This window comes from Sphingobacterium sp. HMA12, assembly GCF_002933815.1.
Lineage (GTDB): Bacteria > Bacteroidota > Bacteroidia > Sphingobacteriales > Sphingobacteriaceae > Sphingobacterium.
On sequence record NZ_BEYR01000007.1, the window covers coordinates 254,287 to 279,245 of the forward strand.

General features: G+C 38.1%; 16 protein-coding genes. 12 read left to right on the forward strand and 4 right to left on the reverse strand.

Annotated elements, in window-relative coordinates:
* Positions 1 to 328 precede the first annotated feature (328 nt).
* From HMAT_RS25050 to HMAT_RS25065, 4 genes are all read left to right on the forward strand, one after another.
* Positions 329 to 3,202 carry a TonB-dependent receptor gene (locus HMAT_RS25050; protein WP_104385562.1) on the forward strand — a complete coding sequence of 958 codons (2,874 nt, stop codon included), beginning with the start codon at positions 329 to 331 and terminating at the stop codon, positions 3,200 to 3,202.
* A 67-nt stretch (positions 3,203 to 3,269) separates the two neighbouring features.
* On the forward strand, positions 3,270 to 4,643 hold the full coding sequence (locus tag HMAT_RS25055) for a hypothetical protein (protein WP_104385563.1): 1,374 nt from the start codon (positions 3,270 to 3,272) through the stop codon (positions 4,641 to 4,643).
* Between the two features lie 99 nt (positions 4,644 to 4,742).
* The gene (locus HMAT_RS25060; protein ID WP_104385564.1) at positions 4,743 to 6,596 is read left to right on the forward strand and encodes a hypothetical protein; all 1,854 of its coding nucleotides are present in this window, start codon (positions 4,743 to 4,745) and stop codon (positions 6,594 to 6,596) included.
* Positions 6,597 to 6,694: 98 nt separating this feature from the next.
* The gene (locus tag HMAT_RS25065; protein WP_104385565.1) at positions 6,695 to 7,126 is read left to right on the forward strand and encodes a hypothetical protein; all 432 of its coding nucleotides are present in this window, start codon (positions 6,695 to 6,697) and stop codon (positions 7,124 to 7,126) included.
* Positions 7,127 to 7,229: 103 nt separating this feature from the next.
* On the opposite strand, the gene HMAT_RS25070 is transcribed toward HMAT_RS25065, so the two are convergent.
* Together HMAT_RS25070 and HMAT_RS25075 are read right to left on the reverse strand one after the other, a co-directional pair.
* Positions 7,230 to 8,429 (reverse strand): hypothetical protein, encoded by a 1,200-nt coding sequence (locus HMAT_RS25070; RefSeq protein WP_233789592.1) that lies wholly within the window; start codon positions 8,427 to 8,429, stop codon positions 7,230 to 7,232.
* A 485-nt stretch (positions 8,430 to 8,914) separates the two neighbouring features.
* Positions 8,915 to 9,610: a hypothetical protein gene (locus tag HMAT_RS25075; protein ID WP_104385566.1), complete on the reverse strand. Its 696-nt coding sequence runs from the start codon at positions 9,608 to 9,610 to the stop codon at positions 8,915 to 8,917.
* A 323-nt stretch (positions 9,611 to 9,933) separates the two neighbouring features.
* Here HMAT_RS25075 and HMAT_RS25080 point away from each other — a divergent pair, with 323 nt between their 5' ends.
* Both HMAT_RS25080 and rlmB read left to right on the forward strand, forming a co-directional pair.
* Positions 9,934 to 11,790, forward strand: coding sequence for a DNA polymerase III subunit gamma/tau (locus HMAT_RS25080; protein WP_104385567.1), 1,857 nt, complete (start codon positions 9,934 to 9,936; stop codon positions 11,788 to 11,790).
* 73 nt (positions 11,791 to 11,863) lie between these two features.
* Complete coding sequence (gene rlmB / locus HMAT_RS25085) at positions 11,864 to 12,658, forward strand: 23S rRNA (guanosine(2251)-2'-O)-methyltransferase RlmB (RefSeq protein WP_371412062.1); 795 nt, start codon at positions 11,864 to 11,866, stop codon at positions 12,656 to 12,658.
* Positions 12,659 to 12,836: 178 nt separating this feature from the next.
* Here rlmB and HMAT_RS25090 read toward each other — a convergent pair whose 3' ends face one another.
* A complete protein-coding gene (locus HMAT_RS25090) occupies positions 12,837 to 14,600 on the reverse strand; it encodes a long-chain fatty acid--CoA ligase (RefSeq protein WP_104385568.1) in 1,764 nt (587 codons plus the stop codon).
* A gap of 184 nt (positions 14,601 to 14,784) precedes the next feature.
* Complete coding sequence (locus tag HMAT_RS25095) at positions 14,785 to 16,653, reverse strand: DEAD/DEAH box helicase (protein ID WP_104385569.1); 1,869 nt, start codon at positions 16,651 to 16,653, stop codon at positions 14,785 to 14,787.
* Between the two features lie 262 nt (positions 16,654 to 16,915).
* On the opposite strand from HMAT_RS25095, the gene HMAT_RS25100 reads away from it, so the two are divergent.
* The 6 genes from HMAT_RS25100 (at position 16,916) to HMAT_RS25125 (ending at position 24,955) form a co-directional block, all read left to right on the forward strand.
* The gene (locus tag HMAT_RS25100; protein ID WP_104385570.1) at positions 16,916 to 17,530 is read left to right on the forward strand and encodes an RNA polymerase sigma factor; all 615 of its coding nucleotides are present in this window, start codon (positions 16,916 to 16,918) and stop codon (positions 17,528 to 17,530) included.
* A 129-nt stretch (positions 17,531 to 17,659) separates the two neighbouring features.
* Positions 17,660 to 18,622, forward strand: coding sequence for a FecR family protein (locus tag HMAT_RS25105; protein WP_104385571.1), 963 nt, complete (start codon positions 17,660 to 17,662; stop codon positions 18,620 to 18,622).
* 161 nt (positions 18,623 to 18,783) lie between these two features.
* Positions 18,784 to 22,137: a TonB-dependent receptor gene (locus tag HMAT_RS25110; protein WP_233789599.1), complete on the forward strand. Its 3,354-nt coding sequence runs from the start codon at positions 18,784 to 18,786 to the stop codon at positions 22,135 to 22,137.
* Between the two features lie 220 nt (positions 22,138 to 22,357).
* Entirely contained in the window at positions 22,358 to 23,713 is a 1,356-nt protein-coding gene (locus HMAT_RS25115) for a hypothetical protein (protein WP_104385573.1), read from the forward strand.
* Positions 23,714 to 23,768: 55 nt separating this feature from the next.
* Positions 23,769 to 24,572 carry a hypothetical protein gene (locus tag HMAT_RS25120; protein ID WP_104385574.1) on the forward strand — a complete coding sequence of 268 codons (804 nt, stop codon included), beginning with the start codon at positions 23,769 to 23,771 and terminating at the stop codon, positions 24,570 to 24,572.
* A gap of 68 nt (positions 24,573 to 24,640) precedes the next feature.
* Positions 24,641 to 24,955, forward strand: a complete 315-nt coding sequence (locus HMAT_RS25125) for a hypothetical protein (RefSeq protein WP_104385575.1) — start codon at positions 24,641 to 24,643, stop codon at positions 24,953 to 24,955.
* The last annotated feature ends 4 nt before the right edge of the window (positions 24,956 to 24,959 follow it).

The following is a 24,959-nucleotide window of genomic DNA, read 5'->3' on the forward strand; positions in this document are numbered from 1 at the left end:
TTGTTCCACCATCTGAAAATGGTACTATGCTTTTTCTCATCAAATGAATGAATACTGTTAGCAAAATATTCCTAAAAACATAAAATTAGTCTCAATATGTTAATAACTTTTCGGGTTAATAATTTTATTACACTTCTTTAATATGGTGCTTTGGAAATGATGAAATATTCGCTCAAATCCTCCTTCATGCAGGTTTTTGTCTAAAAAATTAATCTAAATTTTTCGAGGTAACATTAAATTAACAAGTGGTTTACGTAATGGTAATTCGTTGTTAATGTTAATATAATATTCTGCCAATAGCTTTGCAGAAACAAAAAAACAAAATAAATTGGAACCACAATTACAACTTAAAAGAATCGCTGCTGCCATTACGTTCGTCGTAGCTGCGTCAACAACAGTTTATGCACAGGGGAGTGGGAAGGTTGCAGGTAAAGTTACAAATGTCAAGACAGGAGAGACCATCGCGGGGGTGACGGTAAAGGTACTTGGTACTTCACGTGTCGGAAGTTCAGATGTAACAGGTAATTACAATATTCCGGCTGTACCGGCAGGAAAGTATACCTTAGAATTTAGTTACTTAGGGTTTGCAACAAAGCAAATTACTGATGTTGAGATTAAAGATAAGGATGTTACCAATTTAGACGTGGTTCTTGACAATTCTGAAGGTAAAGTATTGGATCAGGTTGTGATTACTGGAACATTTAAAAAAGAATCAATCGGTGCATTGTATGCGCAACAGAAGAATAGTATTTCTATTTCTGACGGTATTTCAGCCGAAGTAATAAAAAAGACACCAGATAAAAATACAGGCGAAGTATTAAAACGCGTTAGTGGGGCTAGTGTTCAGGACAATAAATTCATTATTATCCGCGGACTGAGTGATCGTTATAACTCAGCATTGCTAAATAATAGTCCGTTGCCAAGTACTGAATCAGATCGTAAAGCATTTTCATTTGATATTATTCCTTCTTCACTGATCGATAACATTGTTATTAGTAAAACGGCAAGCGCTGATTTACCAGGAGATTTAACAGGAGGCGCTATAAATGTAAAAACAAAAGACTTTCCTGACAGAAAATCTTTTGAGGTATCTGTTGGTCTTGGGTATAATTCTTTGAGTACTTTTAAAGATTTTTATGGAAATAAGAGAACAGTTGGGAATTATTTTGCGACGTTGAATCCTGATAATAAACTACCAAGTAATTTTCCAGGGTCTTTTCAAGAATACTCCAATCTGAATCTTAGTGATAAAGTAAATTATAGTAAACAATTTAAAAATACTTGGGTAACTGAAAAACTTGGAAAAGTACTACCGGCTCAAAATGCGCAGGTTACGTTTGGTAATTCCTACCTACTTAGAAATGAAGGCAAATTAGGTGTTATCGGATCCTTATCCTACCGTAATTCTGAAACAATTTCACCAGAAGTAAGAAATGACTTTAATACGTTGGATCAGGGGAAGGATCTTAAAATCTTTAGTTACAATGATACATATTATCGATTCAATTCTAATGTAGGAGCGTTAGGCAATATATCATATATTAAAAATGATCTTAAGCTATCCTTTAAAAACATCTTTAATCAAGGTTTAGAACAATCTTATACTCAGCGAGAAGGATGGGCTGATGATGGGACGAAAGAGCTTAGAAAGGTTACCTTACTCGAAACAATTCAGAAACGGATGTTTAACTCTGTTTTTGACGGTGAATATCTACTTAACAGCGATAAGCAATCAAAATTATCTTGGAACCTTTCCTATAGTAATGTTAATGTCGATCAGCCAGATTTGAGAAGAACGATCTATGGGAAAAAGGAAAACAGCGGTGCTGATGCTCCTTATGTTATAAGTGTGGGAACAAGCCCAACACCAACAGGTGCAGGACGATTTTATAGTACATTAAATGAAAATATTTATGGTGGGGCTGTAAACTGGTCTATATCGACAAAATTTTTAGGCCAGGAGCAAACCTTAAAAACAGGTGTGTTAAAGCAAAATAAAAAACGGACAGTTGATGCAAGAGTCTTAGCTTATAAAGATTTGAGCGAAACCACTGCTGATCAAAGAAAGCTTTTGTCTATGCCGTTAAATACTATTTTTGCTCCTGAAAATATTTCTAGTACAACCCTAATATTAGAGGATATTACGAACCCAGATAATTATTATGAAGGAACTGGTGACTTGAATGCTGCTTTTGCGATGCTTTCGGGAAAAGTCACTGAAAAGTTAAAAGCTAGTTTAGGTGTTCGTTATGAAAATTATAAGGAAAAATTGCTTACTGGCGCATTAAATTCTAGTGAGGAAAACAACGTAAATAATACCTATAATGATTTCTTGCCATCACTTAACTTAACATATGAACTAAATTCAAAAACCAATTTGAGATTTAGCTTTTCAAATACATTGGCGCGAGCGCAATTTCGTGAATTGGCATCTTTTTCCTTTTATGACTTTGTGACTGGTATTACAAAAAAAGGAAATCCAGATGTTAAAAGAACAAGAATTTCAAATTTTGATTTGCGCTACGAGTTTTACCCAAGCCTCGGAAAGCTGATCTCTGTTTCTGCATTTTATAAAGATTTGAAAGATCCGATTGAATCAAACATTATTTCAGGATCTTCTCCAGCGAGTAAATTGATGTCTTTCACTAATGCTCCAAAAGCCTATATACTCGGAGGAGAAATTGAGATCCGTCATGATTTTGGATTTATTGATCCAGACGTCGAATTCTTCAAAAATTTGGTTTTTAGTACAAATGCGGCGATTATGAAGTCAGAGGTGAATTTCGAAGGTTCTCAATCGACTATGGAAAATAAAAGATCATTATATGGACAATCACCGTTCTTATTGAATTTAGGTCTACAATATTCATCTGATCGCCTTTTTGACGCGAATTTGTTCTTTAATCGTATTGGTCGTAGAATAGATATAGTAGGATTTGGACGCTATGAGAATGGAAATTTTATAAGCGAATATCCTGATATCTTTGAAGCCCCAAGAAGTGTTTTGGATTTCCAGCTTTCCAAAAAATTTGCTGCTAAAAAAGCTGAGTTAAAATTAAATGTTGGAAATATATTGGATAGTAAATCTATTTTCTATCAAGATGTAGACAAAAGTGGAAAGTATAATGAAGCGGGAGATCGCTTAATAAATTCTATTCAGTATGGTAGAAATGTATCTCTTTCATTTGGTTATAGATTTTAAAGATTAAATAAATATTAGTTAACATTAAGGTTACACTTAGCGTGTAGCTTTGAAAAAAAAACAAATTATGAAATTAAACATGAGTTCAAAATGGTTTGCATTAGCTTTAGTAGCGACCTCAATGAGTATTGCCAGCTGCAGTAAGTCAGATCCAAACCCAGTTGACCCTAATCCTAATCCAGGAAATGGAGATGTAGAAGTAATTGAAGGAAAAATTACGAGTAACAAAGTTTTAAGTGCTTCAAAAACATATTTGCTAAAAGGATATGTACAAGTAATGGATGGTGCGACCTTAGAAATACCTGCTGGTACTATCATAAAAGGAGAGAAAGCAACAAAAGCCGCTCTTATTGTTGAAAAAGGCGGTAAACTAAAAGCAAATGGTACTGCTGATAAGCCGATTGTATTTACTTCGGACCAGACAGCGGGTAATAGAAATATAGGTGATTGGTCAGGTATTATTATATGTGGTAAATCAACAGTGAATTCTGCTGATGGAACTTCTCAATATGAGAGTGGTGTATTAGGTGCAAATGTTGCAACTTATGGCGGAGGAACAAATCCTGTGTTAAATGATAATTCAGGAGAATTGACTTATGCACGGATTGAATTTGCTGGTAATGCAATTCAGACGGATAAGGAAATTAATGGATTGACCTTATGTGCTGTAGGCTCTGAAACTAAGATCCATCACATTCAGGTGTCTTATGGTGGGGATGATGCTTTCGAATTTTTCGGCGGTACAGTAAACGCTACGCACCTTATTGCGTACAGAAGTACAGATGATGATTTTGATTTTGATCAAGGTTACTCAGGTAAAATCCAATATGGAATTTCCATTAAAGATCCTATTATCTCAGATGGAGCGGGAACTTCACGCGGTATTGAATTGGAAAATAAGGCTGCTGTGGCAAATAGTATGTATTCGAAACCCGTATTGTCAAATTTCACTTTTATTGGTCCTGGAACTGAAGGAAATGATAAACACGGTGCCTCAGTACACTTTGGATTAAATAGTCGTATGGTATTGGCTAATTCAATAATTGTTGGAGCAAAAACAAATGCGATAGAATTTAATTCTGATTTTCCAGCGGCGGAACTAAAAGCAGGTCGATCTATCTTATCTAACAATATGGTATTTGGAACTGCTGCAAATTATTCCTTGAAAGATGTTACGTCTTTTGGATCGGTAGCCGATTTAACAGGTTATTTGAATGGATTTGGTGATTTCACTGTTGCAAATGTAGCAGCAGCGGGTCTTACCAGTACAAGCATTTCAGCGCCAAACCTTCTATTGAAGTCTGATTCACCAGCATTAGGAAAAGCTAAGTATGAAGGTGATTTAGCTTCTTTTACCAAAGAAACTTTTATTGGTGCAATGGGTGCAACAGACTGGACAAAAGGATGGGCTAGTTGGGATCCTAAAAACAATAAATACTAGAATAATTATAGTTTAGTAAAATAGAAAATCCTGCCTATGGCGGGATTTTTTGTAACTCTTTTTATAATTCCCTATGTAGTCAAATAATATAAATAAATTATGAAAAAAATATTAAAAAGTTCAAATAGGAATAGTAATCTTCTAAAGATAGTATCCTTAGCTTCGTTTTTATGTTTATCTTCATGTACTAAGAATGAAAAATTCGAAAGTACAAAAACGATTGAAGAAAGTACTTCAACAGGAAAGACAAAAGCCACAGCAATCACAAATCCAAATGAGCAAAATGCTAATAAAAATTGGAAATGGGACGATCCAACAGTGACAAATGTAAAACTTTATTTCAAACCTAAAGTCAATAATCAACCAAGTCCATCAATTGAAAGACCATTACCTTGGTTTACTTTCGGAAATCCTATGAACAATTCTGATAAAGATTATCGTTCGGAACTTGGTTGGGAACTATACTTGAAAGACTTCGGTACACCAGATAGACCTGCTCAAACGCCTTTTTTTGCTTTATATAATAGATATTCGGGTATTTTAAGATTCTTTGTTTATAATTATCGAACACAAGACCTTAATGAAGGATCAAAAACCTATTATGTTGGAAAACTTAGCTATACTGATCCTGATAAACATAATGGTACATTGTCTTTTTTGGCCCCGCCTGAACAATTTGTTGTTGATAAAGAGGATAAAAACACATCTATAATCAGTATTACAAAAAAGAGCGCAAGCGATATTTGGATGAATTTTGATTTTCTACTGGCGAAGCCAGCTGTTGCTAATTCTATGCCATCAGAAAATGTTAAATTGAATTTAAGCATTTTTGGAGCTAATGAGACCGAATTAAATCTTGGTTCGGATTTTTCGAATATTACTGCAAAATCTGTCATTGGTGGTGCGGGTACAACTTCGGATTTTTCTAAGTTTATCAACGGGGGGGTGGAATATACAACATCTGGAGGAGCTTTATTGGAATCGATAAATAAATTGCAGGGAATAGTTAATCCAAAAGTCCAATCTAAAGCTGATGTATCAACAAATAATTTAGAAGCTTCTAGGTCTAGAGCGGCACTCCCAGTAGCTACTGTTGCAGCAGCTGTTAGTGTAGTAAAAGGGTTATTTGGATTTGTTAAGTCTTTTGTAGGTGGTTCTAAATCTGGAGGTAATACACAATCTTCATTACAGTACAATGGTATTGTCAATACAACAGGAACAGCAATTCTTTCCAATAATTTATATAATATTCAATTCGGATTAGATTATTCTGCTCCCATATCTCCAAGTTATTATATTCCTCTTTACGAATATCCGATTGGAATTTTAAGAGCCCTGCCACCTATTTCTGATAACTATGGGACTGGAATTTATTTTGAAGAAAATGAATTCTATTGTGGCAAACCGTCGCCACTTGGTACACTAAAACAAGCCACTTGGGCAATAAAGCGTAATGCATTGGAAAATATTTATCGAGATTTCACAAGTGAATACCGAGGATTGGAACCTTATGTCAGATTGGATAGTATTAATTTAACTTTATTGAACCGGAAATATTTTAATGATGGTCTACCAAATTCATTTTTATATTTTCCTAGTGGGGGTGTTGGTGAACCAAGGATTTATGATGCCTTAAATGAATATACGTTTCAGGATAGTAAAAATTCAGGATGGAGAAACTATTATCCATTCACCCAATTGGGGCAGGATTATTTCTATGTAAAAAAATGGTATTATCCGAATTATATTTATGCGGATTACATATTTAATGATGGGTCTCTTACTCAAAAAAATAAGCCTTCATTAGGTATTTATATAAAATTTACAATTACTGACCCTAAATATCCAAATAACGAGTCAAGAGAAAGGGTAATTTTCAAAGTCGTGGATTTATACAGAACTACCAAACAAAATTTAAATATTAAAGGATGTCCTGTTACCGATTATAATTAGCAATCTTAATAACTGAAAATCCTGCCTTGCGCAGGATTTTTTTGTAGCATCTCGTGCTGATATTTCGTTATACAGTCAAATAATATAAGCTTTAAATTATGAAAAAAACAATCTATTTATTTGTGTTGAGCATCTTTCTGCTTTTAGGCTGTAAAAAGTCTGATAATAAAATTGATCCTGAAGATTCTGGACTTAGGATAGAAATCAAAGGAATTTCTGGTTGGGGTAATGGGATGAATATCAGCATTGATCAAAGTAAGACTGAAATTAAATATCCTAAAGATGGTTTATCAGAGACAAAAAAAGATAAAATATATAAAACAAGTGAGGCTACATTAAAGCAGTTGTCCAGCTATATCAACACATACAAGCTAATGGATGCCAAAATTAATGAATGTGCACGTTGTGTAGATGGAATGGATTATGTGATCACAATAAAATCAGAAGGGCGTGAAAATACAGTAACTATTGCTGCTCACCGTACAGATGGTAAATATGGAGATCTATTAGACTTTATCAATAAGATGTAATTAACTAAAGCTAAGGAGCGATATAGGAAACTTTAAGTAAAATATTGAAAGCGGATAAAACAGAAAGCCTCTTTATTATTGCGGTTATTTTTAACTCACAAGTTTACCTCGGTTCATAGTGATAAACAATCTGATACGATTGTTTTTTAAGTTCATCAGACAATTGACCAAGGGCCAGACTTTGCGCTTGCGGAGTGGGTTCACAGATGGAATAGTATTTGCCATTGTATAAAATCGCATCACCTATAGGCCGTTCAAATTGGACGGCCATCGTGATATGTGTGGGATAGAGCAGCGTGATCATCGGAAGGTTATAAATTTCCTTGACCAGGTAAAAGAATAATGCTACTCGGTCATCACAGTCACTGGATTTATTTAATAATGTTTGTTCTGGTGATAGCCGTTTTTCTGTGCCAAAATTATCTTCATCGTTTTCGTAGAGAAAAGCATAACGTGTAAATCGCATTAAATAATCTACGCCTTCCTTTTCGTTCTTGCCTCTTAAATTTTCTTTGAGTGCGGGTATTAATGATTGGTAGGTTTCCTTACTCAATGGAATATTAAAATAGGTTTCGAAATCTACTCCTGGATAGTTTTTAAAAAGATCACTGATATCGTTGTTCAATTTAACATTGAAGTGATACGCTTTATGTCCATCATTGAATGCAAGCTGTTTTTCAATATAATTTGCTGGAACGAAATCCGGTAGTTTCGTAATTTTATAACTGAAATCGTTGATTGCTTCCGGTACCTTGATCTTTACGGGAATATAGGTATCTGCTCTTTGAAATAGCTTTCCGTAGTCATGGAAATTTAAACAGGTATATTTTTTACCATCAATTTCAAAGAAAGGAATATCAGAAATATCCTCATTATTCTGGATAAAAAAGATAATCTGATTGTTGCCCACCGCCAAACGTGCGTCATATCCAGACTTACACATCAAGAACCATTTGTATAGTGTGTAACGCGCATAGTTCTCTGCTTTGGGAGCTATTTGTTGTGCTGTACGGCGTACAAGCTGATAGTATACCCAGTCATTGAGATGCTGTCTATCCTTGTAATCCAATAGGCTATTAACTAAATCACGGTATTCGGTCTGATCAGCAGCCTGATAAAACTCTTGTACCCGGGATCCGGTTAAACTGTCATCGAATGGAATATTGAATGATGCTGATACGTTAATGGAGACTTTTCCATCATAAAAATCGAATACATGCTTTTGCGCCCTAACAAATTGTGGACTGTAGGTTAACCAGCATAAAATGGTCAAAAACGCAATATAGCTCCCTTTGATATTCAATTCTTAACAATTTGATAATATTAATGTAATATAAATTTAACAATTTATAGTTGCTTTTTATAAGGATTGATGAAAAATGTTTTTAGAATTACAATGGAGAAATTCCCCATTCGATTAAGCCTTGAATCGAGAAGTTGGGAATAGAATGCCAATCGCACTAACTTCCTATATTCTTTGCTGTTTTTTATGAGCGTATTCGCTTCCTGCCCCACTTTTGGGTTACGATCTACCTACTGTTGGCCTACTGGAGTAGGCCAACAGTAGGAGAAATGTAGGAAAATGGTAAGTAAAACTTAGAATTAGATTAGGAAATTCCTAAAGGAGAATAGATAGTTGGTAGCTTATATGTCTTATCATATAAAATGAGAAAAGTGTATTCATTTTATTTTTAAGTCGATCCTTGGGTGAAGTACCGGTTTGAAAATTTTTGTAGAGGAAATCCAAGTCTTATGAGGGAAGACTTGGATTTTGTCCGCATCAGGACATTAATAAGTAATTTTGGGCTTGCCATTTTCACAGATAACACCTTTAGCTGGCTTGTCATTTTTGTCTGAACAATTCAAGCTCTTGTCCTGTATTCTTTTGGCACTGTACAAATGATTATATTGTTCTGCCATATTTCCAAACTCAGCGAAGTTTTGTTTATCGGTATATAGTATAGGGATAAATTCACAGTCTTTGCGCAAGGTAGCAATGTGCCATTTACTTGGATCGTTGCAAGGAACGTCATCAAAAAAGGTCTGCAATTTGGGAAGCAGGTCTGCCAATCGTTGATTGATTTCAGATAATTCCAGATCTCTTGCCGAAGCGACTTTCAGTTTACCGGCGATGCAACGTATCCCAAAATGGGGTGGAAGGTAATTGGGGGCTACACTAGTGTTGTACACAATCGGCCCTTTATATACTTTCTGTGCTCTTTCTTTGAGATCTGCGGCCTCGGCAAGTAATTTATTATAGGCTTGCTCGAAGCTCGGATGTACGGGTACATAGGTGTAATAGAGTGTATCAATACGGCATTCCTTCAGATCATTGCAAGAAAGATTTTCAGTCAGTTTAACGGCTTGCTGAATTTTATCATCTGCTAGACTGGTGAGTTCTTCATAGCTGTCTTCTTTTTTGCATCCGGAAAATAAAAAAATACTCAATAAAATGGTGTAAAATAAGGTTGTTTTTTGCTTCATAACTTGGTTTTTAACCCTAAAACGTGTGTTACGAGATTTTTGCTACATTAAAAGGAGTAATTGATAGAGTTATTCACTTTTTTTATGTCTCCTATTAAATTTTATGTGATAAAATGTTGACAGACGAAAAGATGATGAACCAGCTCGCTTTAAAGAGCAATATGCATTTGTGAACTTTCCAGATTGATGCATTTTTATAACGAGGTTCTGCTTCAATGAGATAATAATCCTCCAATTCTTATGGACGAATTAATAATTACTGACTTGTGATTTTTAGGCTTTAGTTTCTCCATTTTCTTTTTTTTAATCCGTATCTTCGTGCAATGGATAATTTTATTGTTTCTGCACGTAAATACCGCCCGATTACCTTTGATTCGGTTGTAGGTCAGCAACACATTACAGGTACCTTAAAAAATGCAATTCACAACAATCAGTTGGCGCAGGCATTTTTATTCTGTGGGCCACGTGGTGTTGGTAAAACTACTTGTGCTCGTATTTTAGCCAAAACAATAAATTGTGAACAGATCTTACCTGGAACTGAGCCATGTGGCGAATGTGACAGCTGTAAATCCTTTCAAAACGGTAATTCATTCAGTATTCATGAACTCGATGCCGCATCCAACAACTCAGTAGATGATATCCGTAATCTCATTGATCAGGTTCGTATACCGCCACAGGCCGGAAAGTATAAGATCTATATCATCGATGAGGTGCACATGCTCTCGCAGGCTGCTTTCAACGCATTTTTGAAGACATTGGAAGAGCCACCTTCCTATGCGATTTTTATCCTTGCAACAACGGAGAAACATAAGATTTTGCCGACGATCCTTTCACGTTGTCAGATCTTTGATTTCAATCGTATCAAAGTGGAGGACATGGCAGGTCATCTGGCGAGAATAGCTGACCGTGAAGCGATCGCTTATGACCAAGATGGTTTACATATCATTGCGCAAAAGGCGGACGGTGGTCTTCGTGACGCTTTGTCTATGTTTGATCAGATTGTCAGTTTTTCAAATAAAAACGTAACCTATCAGGCTGTTATTGACAACCTGAATATTCTGGATTACGATTATTATTTTAAGCTAACAGATTCGATCTTGGCAGAAGATGCTGCGCAAACACTTTTGACATTTAACGAGATTTTGAACCATGGCTTCGATGGAAGTCATTTCATTGCCGGTTTGTCAGCTCATTTTCGCAATCTGCTGGTGGCCAGAGAACCTGCTACGTTAAAACTATTGGAAGTTAGTGATAGCATACGTCAAAAATATTTGCAGCAAGCACAGAAAGCCTCTTCCGGGCTTTTATTGTCGGCATTGAATATTTCAAACCAGTGCGAAATAAACTATAAGACAAGCAAAAACCAACGCTTACAGGTAGAGCTTGCTTTGTTGAAAATGTGTCATATCGCGAGTGCCATTAAATTAAGCCAGCTTGGTTCTGTACAGATTCCTTCAGCTGCTGAAGGAGTAAAAAAAAAACTCCCTGAGCCAGTAGTTTTGCAGGCGAAGGAAAGTCCTTCTGCGGCAGTACCTTCTGGAAATACAGGACAAAATGCAACATCAGCACCAATTGTATCGACGCCCGTTACCGTATCCAATCCGACAGCAACTGTTTCCAATTCCCAGACTTCGACCGTCAAGCCTGAAGTAAAAAATGAAGCAGTTTCAAATGTGCCGCCAAAAGTTAAAAAAGGGGGATGGGGATCCTCAGCCTCAGCAATTATTCCATCATTGCCGGATCTGAACACGATTTATGACAACAACTCTGTTGCCAAAGAGGGGGATGAACCGGAATTAATAAGAGGTACCGAACAGCGTGAGGTCAGCTTTAATCAATTTATAGCCATTTGGAATGCCTATGCCGAGCAGTTGAAAGCGGAAAATAAGATCAACCTGTATACGATGATGACGACTACGCAACCTCGTTTGAAGGGCACATTGATTGAGATTGATGTTGAGAATGGTGTACAGATGGATGTATTGCAAAGTGCGAAAGTAGATGTATTGAATTATCTTCGCGTTAAGCTGCAAAACTTTTCGCTCGATCTCCAAGGGGTTATGATGGAATTCACGGTTTCCCGCAAACCATACACTTCGCAGGAAAAATATCAGGCAATGGTAAACAAAAATCCGCTTTTAGATACTTTGCGTAAGGAGTTTAACTTGGGTTTAAGCTAAATCTACCATTCCAATTCCTGTTAATTTTTGTACCTTTGCAATCTCTTCTATTTGGAAGGTAATATTTAGTTTTATGATGCAAGGAAATTTTCAGAGACGTGATCGCGATCACGGCGAAAGACGTGAAGTAAATCAGATGGTATTCGGTATCCGTGCCGTCATCGAAGCAATCGATAGTGGTAAAGAGATTGAATCACTATTTGTACAACGCGGATTAAGTGGTAGTTTGATTCTGGAACTGAAATCCTTATTGAAAGAACATGATATTGCTTTTCAGCAAGTGCCTATTGAGAAACTGAACCGTATTACACGTAAAAACCATCAAGGAGTAATTGCGGTTATTTCGCCAATTACCTATCAAAGTATTGAAGATCTCTTACCCCAGATCTATGAGAAAGGTGAAACTCCTTTACTTTTGATGTTAGATGGTGTAACTGATGTTCGTAATATGGGGGCTATTGCACGCACGGCTGAATGTTCAGGTGTGCATGCGATCATTGTGCCGAAAAAAGGGTCTGCTGAAATAAATCCCGATGCAATTAAAACATCCGCTGGAGCATTGTATAAAATTCCGGTCTGCCGTCATGACAGCCTTTCAAAAGTGGGTAAATTTCTGATAGATTCAGGGGTGCAATTGGTTGTTAGTACGGAAAAAACAACCTCGAGCATCTATGACGTGGATTATACAGCACCGACCTGTGTCATCATGGGCGCCGAGGATGTCGGTGTATCGAATGATTTAATCCGTATTGCAGATAATCTGGCCAAGATACCAATGTATGGTGAAATAGGCTCTCTTAATGTGTCTGTATCGGCTGCTGTTGTTATTTATGAGGCAATTCGTCAACGTCTGCCCAAGAAGTCGTAAGAACAGAAAATCTGAAATATAACGTAGCCTTTGTCTCTGATAAAGGCTATTTTTTTGAATATAGGTCTTGTTGGTTTCCGCTCGCTGCTTAAACAAAAGGCTGGTTCACTTAATCCAGTTACTGACATCTTAGATGCTTTGTTGTTGCTCCAAGAAATAGGCTTGCCTTTTTATTTGGTTAAGTATTGTAAATTGCCTCAACCTCTTTTTCATATTTCTGAAGAATGATTTTCCGCTTCATCTTTAAAGTTGGGGTTAGTTCTCCTGTCTCTATCGTCATTTCATTCGGAATAATTGCAAATTTCTTGATCTGCTCCCAGTTACCAAAATTTTGATTGATGCGATTGAGTTCGGATTCAATCTGTTGTTTGACTTCAGCACTGTTCAGAAATTCTATTTTCGGTAGATTTGCCAGCAAAGGGGAGGAGTTTTTGCTCCATTCCAACAGATTGGCATAGTTCGGGACAATTAGGGCTGCGGGGAATTTTCGTGACTCACCGATTACCATAACCTGTTCAATAAGAGAAGACTCTACAATCTTGGATTCAAGCTGCTGGGGCACAATATATTTCCCGCCGGAAGTCTTGAACATCTCTTTCTTGCGGTCGATTATTTTAAGAAATTTGCCGTCAACCCATTGACCGATGTCGCCTGTATATAACCAGCCATCTTTAAGCACCTCTGCAGTGGCTTCTTCATTTTTATAATAACCAATCATAATGTTTTCACCTTTGGTGAGGATCTCTCCATCATCGGCAAGTTTGATTTCGATATTGATCAATGGTAGACCTACCGTGCCAATTCTCATTCCTCTTTTAAAGCAGTTTACGGCAATACAGGGACCTGCTTCGGTCAGGCCGTAACCTTCATAAATAGGTATTCCTGCAGCCATATACAGGCGGGCGAGTCTTTCCTGTAAGGCTGCGCTGCCCGATGCGATCCCTTTGATATCTCCGCCTAGGGCCTCCCGCCATTTCGAAAAAACGAGTTTTCGTGCGATATTTAATTTAATGTCATACCACCAGGAGCGGCTTTCCAATGTGTATTGTTCACCGACACGAAGCGACCAAAAGAATATCTTACGTTTTAACCCGGTCAGTTTTTCACCTGTTGCAATAATTTTTTCATACACTTTTTCAAGTACACGGGGCACAGCCGAAAAAATATGTGGCCGGACTGATTTGAAATCTTCTCCAATGGTATCCATCGACTGGGCAAAAAAGATTGTTAGGCCCTTATACATATAGACATATTGAAATACCCGCTCGTAGGCATGGCAAACCGGCAGAAAGGAGAGTGCACGGTCTCCACGTTCGACAGGAAAGGAATATTCACTGCTCATGGTATCGGCCAATAGATTACGGTGCGCCAGCATAACTCCTTTCGGATTTCCAGTTGTACCCGATGTATAGATGATTGAAGCCAGGCTCTCGGTATTGACGGCATTTCGAAGTGTTTCAAGCTGCTCATCAGTGATGGAAGAGCCCTCAGCTATGAAACGTTGCCAATGCGGTATATGCTCTTCCTTGTCTAATGTAAAGATATGTTCCAGAAACGGGCATGATGCTCTGATTGAAGTGATCTTGGTATATAGTTTTTTTGAGCTTACAATACAGTTTTTAATCTCAGCATGGTTGAATATATAGCTGTAATCTGATTCGGAAATATTTGGATAAATCGCAACGACAACCGCACCAATCTGTTGGATTGCAAAATCGAGGATATTCCATTCAATACGGTTTTCACTGATTAAGGCCACTTTTTCACCTACCCTGACGCCCAGGGCAATCAGACCTTTGGATACCTGATTGACTCGTTCAATAAATTCTGTATTACTTAACGCTACCCAATCCGTTCCGTCTTTGTAGGAGAACATTGGAAAGCCGGGTGCATTTTTTTGTTGCAAATAGGCTAAATCAAATAATCTTGTTGCTGTTGGCATTGTGAAAATCCAGTTCGTATAATTGAGCTAAATTACGTTTTTTTGCGGAGATAAAGGCATTTGAAAAATGGGATGACGCGCATTAAGTTAGCGAGAGAGGAGGATTATAAACGAAAAAGACTCTGATCTGCAAAACCGGGGCTTTCCAAATCAGAGTCTTGATGTGTTTTATTAAATACTAAGTCTAGTATTTGCTTTTAGATTCTTTACGTTTACCTGAGAAATCACGGAAACCTCCGCCATTGCTACCACGGTCGCGTTTTTCGCCGCTGAATCCGCCTTCACGTCTTCCGCCACGGTCACCGCCTCCGTATCCACCTTCACGTCTTCCACCGCGATCACCACCACGGTATCCGCCTTCGCGTCTTCCGCCACGGTCACCACCCCGGCTTCTTCCACGATCACCACCACGGCCTTCGCCTCTAGTTTCACCAGATACTTCGATACGTACTTGACGACCGTTGTAATCTACACCTTGGAATCCTTGGAATACTTTTTCCACTTCAGCATCTTGTACCTCAAAGAATGTAAACACACCTTTTAAGTCAATTTTACCGATAGATTTTCCGGAGATGTTCGCGTTGTTACAGATAAAGCCTAACATGTCTCCACGAGAGAACTCATCTACTGAACCTAAGTTCATGAACAAACGGGTATAACCTTTTGAACCTTCGCGAGAACGACCATCACGTCTGTCACCACGATCTTCACGAGAACCTTCGCGGGCTTCGATATTTAAATCTGGCGCGTTTTTATAATAATCTAAGAAACGGTTGAATTCAAGGGAAGCAAATCTTTTGATGATATCCTCTTTTGAAAGAGATTCCAGATTTTCCATAATTGCAGGCAAGAATGGACTGATTTGCTCATCGTTCACTTCGACGTTTTCAATTTTCTTAACGATAGAGAACAATTGTTTTTCGCATACTTCAGCACCTTGAGGAACTTGTTTTTTCTCAAAAGGCTTACCGATGATCTTTTCAAGATGACGGATTTTGCTGAGCTCTTTTACGTTTACCAATGAAAGAGAAATACCGGTTTTACCTGCACGGGCAGTACGACCTGAACGGTGTGTATAGTTTTCTGTTTCATCAGGTAAAGAGAAGTTGATCACGTGAGTTACATCACTTACATCAATACCACGAGCGGCTACGTCTGTTGCGATCAGTAATTGTAAACTACGGTCACGGTAACGTTTCATTACTTTATCACGTTGTTGTTGGGATAAGTCACCGTGCAGCGAGTCTGCATTATAACCATCTTTAATCAACGCTTCAGCGATATCCTGTGTTTCGATTTTTGTACGACAAAATACGATTCCAAAGATATCAGGGTTTGAATCCACAATACGTTTGAACGCAGCATATTTATCTTTTGCTTTGATCAAATAATAATGGTGTTCAATGTTGGCGTTACCGGTATTTTTTGTACCTACAGTAAGTTCAACAGGATCGGTCATATAATTCTTTGCGATACGACGTACCTCGGAAGGCATTGTCGCCGAAAATAACCAAGTTTTTTTCTCGTCAGGAGTTTCTGACAAAATGTTGTTGATGTCTTCTTTGAAGCCCATATTGAGCATCTCATCCGCTTCATCTAATACAACATACTTAACATTTGAGAAATCAATTGCATTTCTGCCAATGATATCCAACATACGACCTGGGGTCGCTACTACAATTTGCACTCCACGTCTAATTTGACGTAGCTGGTCTGAGATATTTGCACCTCCATATACAGCAACAACATGTACGTTGTCAACGTATTTAGCAAATTTTTCTAAATCTTTTGAGATTTGTAAACATAATTCCCGAGTAGGACAAAGGATTAATGCCTGTGGGTGTTTTTGAGAAAAGTCTAATTGCTCTAATAATGGAAGACCAAATGCCGCGGTCTTTCCTGTGCCAGTTTGGGCTAATCCGACAAAATCGTCGTTACCAGTCAATAAAACAGGAATGGCTTTTTCCTGAATTTCAGAAGGTTTTTCGAAACCTAATTCTGAGATGGCATTAACAACTTCCTCACGGATTCCCAGTTCTAAAAATGGGTTCATGAAATATTATATACAATAGGCACTATTGCCTAAGGCGTTGCAAAGGTAAGAATAATATTTGAATAATCAAAGAATTTAAATAATTGATTTTTAATGAGATTGAGGGATTTCAAATTAAAGGGATAAAAACTTTATTCGCGGTGTATAGTTAATGATAAGCTGAAAAGTATTATTTTGATTGTAAACTATTTTGCTTCGTTGTGCTTTCTTTATTCATTTATTAACAAAAACTTAATATCTCAACCTTATTTTTGGTATTAGTATGGATCAGATACCAATTATATATCAGCAGTGGCTACAGGCTATTAAAGAGCGGAATGATACGAATGCTTATGCTGAGTTATATCAATACTGTTGGAAAGATCTCTATCAACATGCCGCCCGGCGTATTCTTGATTCGCAAGATGTTGAAGATATTCTTCAGGAACTGTTTGTTCAGTTTTGGGAAAAACGTCATACGATCGATATCCAAATTAATCTTCCTGCCTATCTCAAGGGAATGCTCAAATATAAAATTATAGATTTTTTCAATTCCAATAAGGCAAAGGATAAACTCTTGGATCATTGGAGTAAACATATTTTCGATTACGTACAGCATCATCCGGAAGAACTTGAAACTTACCTCATGCTAGAAAAGATGCTGGAAGATGAATTGGAAATTATGCCGCATAATATGCGGCAGGTACTCTTGTTGAAGTGGGAGCATCTATCAATTCGTGAGATAGCACTGCGGATGGGACTCTCTGAACAAACTGTAAAAAATAACCTTACAGAAGCGTCCAAAAGACTGAAGAAAGCAATAACCGGCTATCAAAATGTTCAAGATGGCAGTTTTACCCTCCTGCTTATTTTTATTTTGGAGGAGCTCTCCAGATAAATGGCAGCCGTCTGGTGGTCATTGCAGCATTAAAAAATCAATTTAACAATTCTTTTATAAAACATTAACCATTTATTGAAGTACTTTCGGGCTTTTTTGAAGACTTGTATATAAACAGCAGGCAAAAAAGTGAAAAGAAGAATTTTTGAATCCTTAATCTATAGATATCAGCAGAACAAAGCCAACAAGGCTGAGCAGTCCCTGATTGATCGCTGGTATGATGCGCTTGATCAGGAGGAACTTCCCGCAGCGTCGGTAGATGAGGTTCAGTTGTGGAATAGCATACAGCAACGTATTGGTGGTACTGCTCCTAAAAAATCAGCGCTTCGGAAAATATACTATTGGAGCGGAGCTGTTGCCGCAAGCTTGCTGCTGTGCTTTGGTATTTTATTTTGGAAAAAACAGCATGACCTGAATTTTTCCAGAATAGAAGCGGATTTAAAACCGGGGTACCGGATTTTTGAGACAGGAGCCTCACAACGTAAAAGGGTACTTTTAGCCGACGGATCGACCGTTGTAATGAATGCATATTCCAAAATAAAATTGGACACCGTCTCTTATGACAGGAGGGATCGTGTTGTGGAGCTTCTCGCGGGTGAGGCATTTTTTGAGGTTAAGAAAGATTCCACGAAAGCTTTTATTGTGCATATCCAAGACATACAGACAAAGGTCTTGGGGACCTCGTTTACCGTGAAAAACTACGCGGAATTGGATGATATATCGGTGTCCGTATTTACAGGTAAAGTGCAGGTCACCGCCAATAATCATCCACTGGGTGTGTTGACCCGTGGCGAAGAGGTACGATATTCCAAAAATCACCACCATAGCAATCAGGAGACTTTTGATCTGACGACACGTAATAGCTGGATTGAAGGAAGAGTATACCTTAAGCAAAGCAGTTTTGCAGAATTGGCACTGGCGGTAAAAAATATCTATGATTTGGAAATTAAAACTGATGACCAGCAGATTGCCCAACAAAGATATAGCATGCCGATATCAAAGCAGCTGTCCTGGAGGGCAACCCTCGAAAGTATCAAAGCAATTCATCACAACAAATCCAGGAAGGAGGGCAGGATAGTGCATATTTACTAGTTTGGGATAAAAAAAGAGCTGACGACGGCCATCGTCAACTCTGCATCATACACCATTTGGAGATGGTATAAATAACATATACAACAACTTATAGAGATATTATATACGCATACAAATTTATGAAATTTAAGCAATACGTTACGCAAAACAATATTAAGTTTATGATAAGGACATCGTTGGTAGGTTTACTTCTTTCGATCGTGTCGGCCGAAATGCTTTTAGCTTCGAGCGCATACGGTCAGTTACTCAGTAAAAAGATTACAGTTTCTTTTAGTGAATCCAATATTCCGGCGGCTTTCGAACGTTTGGAATCCCAAAATATACATATCGCTTTCGATGCAGCGAAATATAATCTGGCAAATAAAAAGGTAAATGCTAAAATTTTTCAAAGTAACAGTGTCCGCGATATCATGCGTTATCTGCTCAGGGAGACTGACCTGGTGGCTCATGACAACGGTGTCTATATTACATTGGTCGAAAAACCGGTACAGCAGAATGGGTATATTTCAGGTAAAGTGATTGATGATCGCGGTCAGCCTTTGGCCAATGCCAGCATCAAACTGATCGGTGCCAATAAATCAACACAGAGCGGTATCGATGGTAGCTATGTTTTGAATGCTGAGCCGGGAACCTACATACTGGAAGTCAGTTATCTCTCTTACCAGACCCAACGTATTGAGGGAGTCAAAATACAGGCCGGACAACGGACAGGATTAAATATTGCCATGAAGGCGCAGGTAAATGCGTTGGAGACGGCTGTTGTCAGCGTATCGTTTAAAAAAGCTTCCGTAGCTGGATTGTATGGGGCACAAAAAAACGCAGCGTCGGTGACGGACGGAATATCCGCCGAACAGATCGCCCGCACACCGGACAATGATATGGGGCAGGTTTTAAAACGTGTTACCGGATTGACCACTGTTAATAACCGGAACGTCATTGTACGGGGGATGTCCGACCGCTACAATCAGGCCATGCTGGATGGAGTGGTGATTCCAAGCACTTCGCAGAATAGACGTGATTTTTCCTTTGATATTATTCCGACAGAGATGGTGAGCTCGGTGGTGGTCAATAAAACGGCAACACCGGATGTATCCGCTGAATTTTCAGGCGGACAGGTTTCGGTGAATACATTGGATATTCCGGAGAAGGATTTTACAACAATACAGTATGGGATCGGAGGAAATTCCCGTACAACAGGCAAAGACTTTTATCGTCTTGGGGAGCGAAAAGCATCGGAATTTTTTGGTTTTAATCATTCTTCTTCAAAACAACCTGAAGGAATATTGCCTTGGTATTGGAATGGTGAGGCCCGACGTCTGGACGCGCCTCCCGGGTATATACTGAACGATCCAAAGTTAAATGAAGAATTTTTAATGCCGGGTTCAAATCTCAAGTATAATGACATTGATGCAATAGCCCAATCTAAACAGGTCAATGCAGACGCTATGAAACTATATCGTTATAAAGCCAATCCTAATCAAAATTTTCGGTTTGCATTAGGGCGACGGTATAATCTTTCAAATGGATTATTGTTTGGTTTCTCTGCTTCTGCGAATATTCGAAATGAACAAAATATTGTAGCCTTCAATAATGTAAGAGGATCCGCTATTAATGGAGCACACTATATTGACAGTACTGGGGTCGGTTTAAATGGAGCGGGCACTTCTTATCGTTTTAGTAGCAGTAGTGGTTTAGTTGCGAATTTTGGTTTGCAAGGACAGGATTTTAAGCTCACTTTCAAAAATATGTATGCCCGTACCTATAACAACTCCTATAATGAAAATATTCGGGCAGCCTTCGCTGATCTTAGCAATCCGCCTACAGAAAATCGATACCAATTGCCAGAAGCGATGTCTTTGCAACAGCATCAAATAACCGGTGAATATAAATTACCTTGGAGAATTAAAGCAGAGGGAATGTTTGCCTATAATAAAATCAAGCAACAAATTTTGGATGAACGGAAATTGAGATATAGATTGACTACTGTATTCGATGATAAGTATCTATTTCAGACTCCAAATTTATTAAACCTATCAGGGTTTTCCAATTCCTCTATATTAGGGAAAGATTCTCGTATGTGGACACAGATCAATGAGGATGATTATAATTGGGCAATGGCATTTTCCCGCGTTTTTGGAGAAGGACGGCCGGTCAGTACTTTGGTCAAAGTTGGTTATCAGGGCTGGTCTAAGAAACGAGATTTATCCATATTTCGTTTGCTGCCCTTTACGCGTTCCTATATGCCTAATGATCCATCAACGGCAGCACCTGCTATTGAAGCGCCTTATGATGTGTTGTTTTCGCCGGAAAATATTGGCAACGGCGTTGGACAGGCTTATTACTACCCGGAACTTATCGGTGGAAATGTATATGAAGGAAGTATGCAATCTCACGCAGGATATTTTATGTTGGATCAGAAATTATGGAATAAATTACGCTTGGTCTATGGCATCCGTGCCGAATATTATAACCTAAAAAACCGTCAGGACGAAATGTTTAGAAAACAGAATGGTGATCCGGATGATGACAAGAATAAATTTATAAAATACAAATTGCTTGTGCGTGAAAATAACTGGAAATTTTTGCCGTCCATTAACGCCACTTATAGTGTGACCAATACCTTTAATGTTCGCGGTAGCTATTCAAAAACCGCTATCCGTCCAGATTTTCGAGAAACAGGTTTTTTTGGATTTTATGACTTTGAACTGGATGCGATTATTTCAGGAGACAATGTGGAATCAACCTTTATTGATAATGTAGATCTGCGGTTGGAATGGTATCCAAGTCCGGGAGAAATTATATCATTAACGGGATTCTATAAATATCTGGATAAACCCATTGAATTGGTCGAAGATGAGTCATTTACGGGGGGTGCATATTATGTCTTTAATAATATGGAGTCTGCTAAAAATAAAGGGATAGAATTTGAAATTCGTAAAAATTTAAGTTTTATAGGTGATAAAGATTGGTTAACAAATTTTTTTATCTCAGGAAATGCAACGCTTTTAAGCTCCAAAGTAAATGTATTGAGTTCCTGGAAGTATAAGGTTGTTGACGGAAAGGAGGTGCCTGAGCGAATTAAAGATCGTTCCCCTGGTCAGGATCGTCCTTTGATCGGTCAATCACCATGGTTGTTGAATTTGGGAATTGGCTATTGGGGAAATTCTTTCGGAGCGACAGTTAGTTACAACCATAGAGGATACAGAACAAATATTACTTCCATTGATCCCAATAGAGTGGAATATGAGTTGGCACCTAAGCAACTGGATCTGCAGATCTATAAACGTTTTTTTCACAATAAATTAGAAGCTAAGTTGAATATGGCGAACCTGTTAGATGATTGGACTCGTTATTATCAGAATACAGAGGGATATAGTGTCGGAAATGAAAATGGAATCTATACAATTAAAAAATTGAAAGGTGACAATAGATACAATAAAGCGGATGGGGATATTATAACCTATCGCAAAAAAGACGGGAGAAGATATAATCTATCCCTGACATATAATTTTTAATAAGATAAAACTATCTGCGCGAGGCAGTTTCATAACCCCCTTCAATATTGAATAAAAGTTCCGGGTTTGTCCAAGTCGCACAACAGGGAAATAAAATAGGAAAAATATAGAAACGGGTGATTGAAAACAACTATGCAACCTAATGAAATGCTATCCCATAAGGATGCATAGTCTAAAAAATGATCTTGTGATGGCAAAACTAGTAATTATTTAACACAAAATGAAAAAAATCTTAACATTAGCAAGCGTATGCGCAATCGCATTGGCGTCTTGTAACAAAGACAACGTAGGACAAAATTCAGATTTAAATGCTGGTTTACCAAGCAAACCTCAGGCAACCATCCCAACAGATGCTGATGGTATTATTACTGTAACAACTTTATCTGCAGATAAAGTATGGAAAATTGATGGTGTTGCTTTCGTAAAACCGGGTGCTACCTTGACTATTGAACCGGGTACCTACATTACTTCTGGTAATACCAAAGCCTATACTGATAATGTCTCTGGAAAAACACATGATATTAAGGGGGTATTGGTTGTGCCAAAGACGGCGAAGCTAATCGCTAACGGTACTGCTGCTGCACCAATCGTATTTACTTCTCCAAATGCATCGGGTTCTCGCAATCCCGGTGATTTTGGCGGATTGATCATATTAGGCTCAGCAACAACAAACCAACCTGCGACAACAAAAATAGAAGGATTGCCACAGCCAATAGGAACTGATGTGTCTTATGGAGGTTCTGTTCCCGCTGACAATTCAGGTTCATTGAAATATGTTCGGATTGAATTTGCAGGTTATAACTTGAATGATAACAATGAGATTAATGGGTTAACTTTAGGCGGTGTCGGTAGCGGCACTACTTTAGAGAATATCCAAGTATCATGGGGTAAAGATGATGGATTCGAATTCTTTGGAGGTACAGTAAATGCAAAATACCTAGTTTCATTGTCAAATGATGACGATGATTTTGACTTTGATCATGGCTACACAGGAACAATTCAATATGGGTTATCATTGAAGGATCCAAATTCAACAAATAGCACCTCTAGTGGTAGCTCGGATTCAAATGGTCTGGAGTCTGATAACGAAGGTACGGCTCCTTATTCTCATACGCCAAAAACCCGCCCTGTATTGAAGAATTTTACATTCTTGGGTATCAAGGATAAAACAGTAGCAGCGTCGAAATTAAAATTTGGAAACCGTTGGAGAAGGGGTACAGAGTATAACATTCAAAACTCCATTATCGCAGGTTATTCTACTGGTGTAGCATTTCAGGATGGTGCGACCGGTACATTCACAGGTAACGTTGTACATGCTTATGTCGCTGATTTTAGCGGAGGTACTCCAACAGGAAATCAATCTCTTATCTCAGATGATGCTGCAGCATATTTGAAGTTAGCAGGTGGTGTTAATATTTTTTACCCTACGGCTACTTTATTTAATCCGGTTTCCTTGAGACCATTGTCGACTTCACCAGCATATGGTAACGGAACAACTACCTATAGCGGTGCTTTCCATCCGACAACTGCTCCTTGGACAGCTACTTGGACTCAATTTGCTCCAAAGACTTATTAATATTTATTCGTTGAGTGAGCCATTTTTATGGCTCACTTTTTTAATTTCTTTATATATGATTAAAAATATATTTCTATATTTTGTTGCCCTTTGGATCGGATGTATGTTGTCTTCCTGTCAAAAAGGCGAGGTTGTTCAAGTACAGGATGAAATCGCACGTATTGCTTTTAGATCCTATAGCACTGCGTCGGTGGATATAAAGAGAGTAACGGTGGATGGAAAAGTTGCTAATCCAAGCAATACTAATTTTATTTTTATACGCAATAAAGATGCTGATTCTTCATTGGTCGTTGCATACAATAACAATGGTCAGGTAGTTCTAGAGCAACGACTACCTCTCAAATCAGGATTAAATACCTTTGGTGTACATAGTAAGAGTCCTATTGATCCGTCTTTGGTTGTTGGACCGAACCCTTTAGGGGATGATGTAAAACCGATTCCGGGTGTGATACAGGTAAAGATATTAAATTATAACAAGACGATTTCACCAAAAGGCGAGCCGATTCGATTGGCAGTTTATCAAGGGAAACCTGTTTATGATGAAAATTGGGGAATGGATTTGGTCAAATATGACGAAACGCCGATCCTGACTACCGGGTTGATATCGGATAAAATCCCCGAAGAATTTATCAAGATACCAATCGATCCCCTTTTTGTAGCAAAGGCGCAGGTTTTGGATAGCGATTCAAAGCCAATCCTTGTGGATGGACAAAATGTCTATTTATTTTTTAATTTTTTGGTAGATGTGGGCATTGTTTATCTTCCCCAAAAAGAATCCGATACTTACTTAGATGTTGACGCAGTTTCAGAAATTGGCGGTATAGGCTATAGCTTGGAGAATATCTGGTTAAAAAGATAGGAGATTTAAAGAAAATACTACGAAGTCAATAATTAGGTTATAGGTAAATCAATTATCATTAATTCATCATGAGAGGTATCAGTGATTTAAAACATCGAAAACTATTGGCGATCTCCTTGGAAATCCAAGGAGATGTGAAACATGTTGTTGATTCGGAAGTGCTTTACAAATTGCGTCGGGAATTTACCGATCTGAATGAGCTGTATAGACAATATAGAGAATTATTGCAGCAATTGGAGGGACTGGTGCAGGACTATGAAACGAAGGAGCGGACTATTCGTTCCAAGATCTTGTCCCGCTCTCTTCGCAAATTAGCCAAAACCGGGCAAACTGGGGCTGATCTCCGTATGGTCATTACTTCATTAAATTCCTGCGCACACTGACGAA

What these genes read in the sequence shown, in the direction of transcription:
- HMAT_RS25100 (WP_104385570.1), top strand. Translation starts at nt 16,916, where the DNA reads ATGGATCAGATACCAATTATATATCAGCAGTGGCTACAGGCTATTAAA.
- HMAT_RS25090 (WP_104385568.1), bottom strand. Translation starts at nt 14,600, where the DNA reads ATGCCAACAGCAACAAGATTATTTGATTTAGCCTATTTGCAACAAAAA.
- HMAT_RS25080 (WP_104385567.1), top strand. Translation starts at nt 9,934, where the DNA reads ATGGATAATTTTATTGTTTCTGCACGTAAATACCGCCCGATTACCTTT.
- rlmB (WP_371412062.1), top strand. Translation starts at nt 11,864, where the DNA reads ATGATGCAAGGAAATTTTCAGAGACGTGATCGCGATCACGGCGAAAGA.
- HMAT_RS25115 (WP_104385573.1), top strand. Translation starts at nt 22,358, where the DNA reads ATGAAAAAAATCTTAACATTAGCAAGCGTATGCGCAATCGCATTGGCG.
- HMAT_RS25110 (WP_233789599.1), top strand. Translation starts at nt 18,784, where the DNA reads ATGATAAGGACATCGTTGGTAGGTTTACTTCTTTCGATCGTGTCGGCC.
- HMAT_RS25065 (WP_104385565.1), top strand. Translation starts at nt 6,695, where the DNA reads ATGAAAAAAACAATCTATTTATTTGTGTTGAGCATCTTTCTGCTTTTA.
- HMAT_RS25060 (WP_104385564.1), top strand. Translation starts at nt 4,743, where the DNA reads ATGAAAAAAATATTAAAAAGTTCAAATAGGAATAGTAATCTTCTAAAG.
- HMAT_RS25095 (WP_104385569.1), bottom strand. Translation starts at nt 16,653, where the DNA reads ATGAACCCATTTTTAGAACTGGGAATCCGTGAGGAAGTTGTTAATGCC.
- HMAT_RS25075 (WP_104385566.1), bottom strand. Translation starts at nt 9,610, where the DNA reads ATGAAGCAAAAAACAACCTTATTTTACACCATTTTATTGAGTATTTTT.
- HMAT_RS25120 (WP_104385574.1), top strand. Translation starts at nt 23,769, where the DNA reads ATGATTAAAAATATATTTCTATATTTTGTTGCCCTTTGGATCGGATGT.
- HMAT_RS25055 (WP_104385563.1), top strand. Translation starts at nt 3,270, where the DNA reads ATGAAATTAAACATGAGTTCAAAATGGTTTGCATTAGCTTTAGTAGCG.
- HMAT_RS25125 (WP_104385575.1), top strand. Translation starts at nt 24,641, where the DNA reads ATGAGAGGTATCAGTGATTTAAAACATCGAAAACTATTGGCGATCTCC.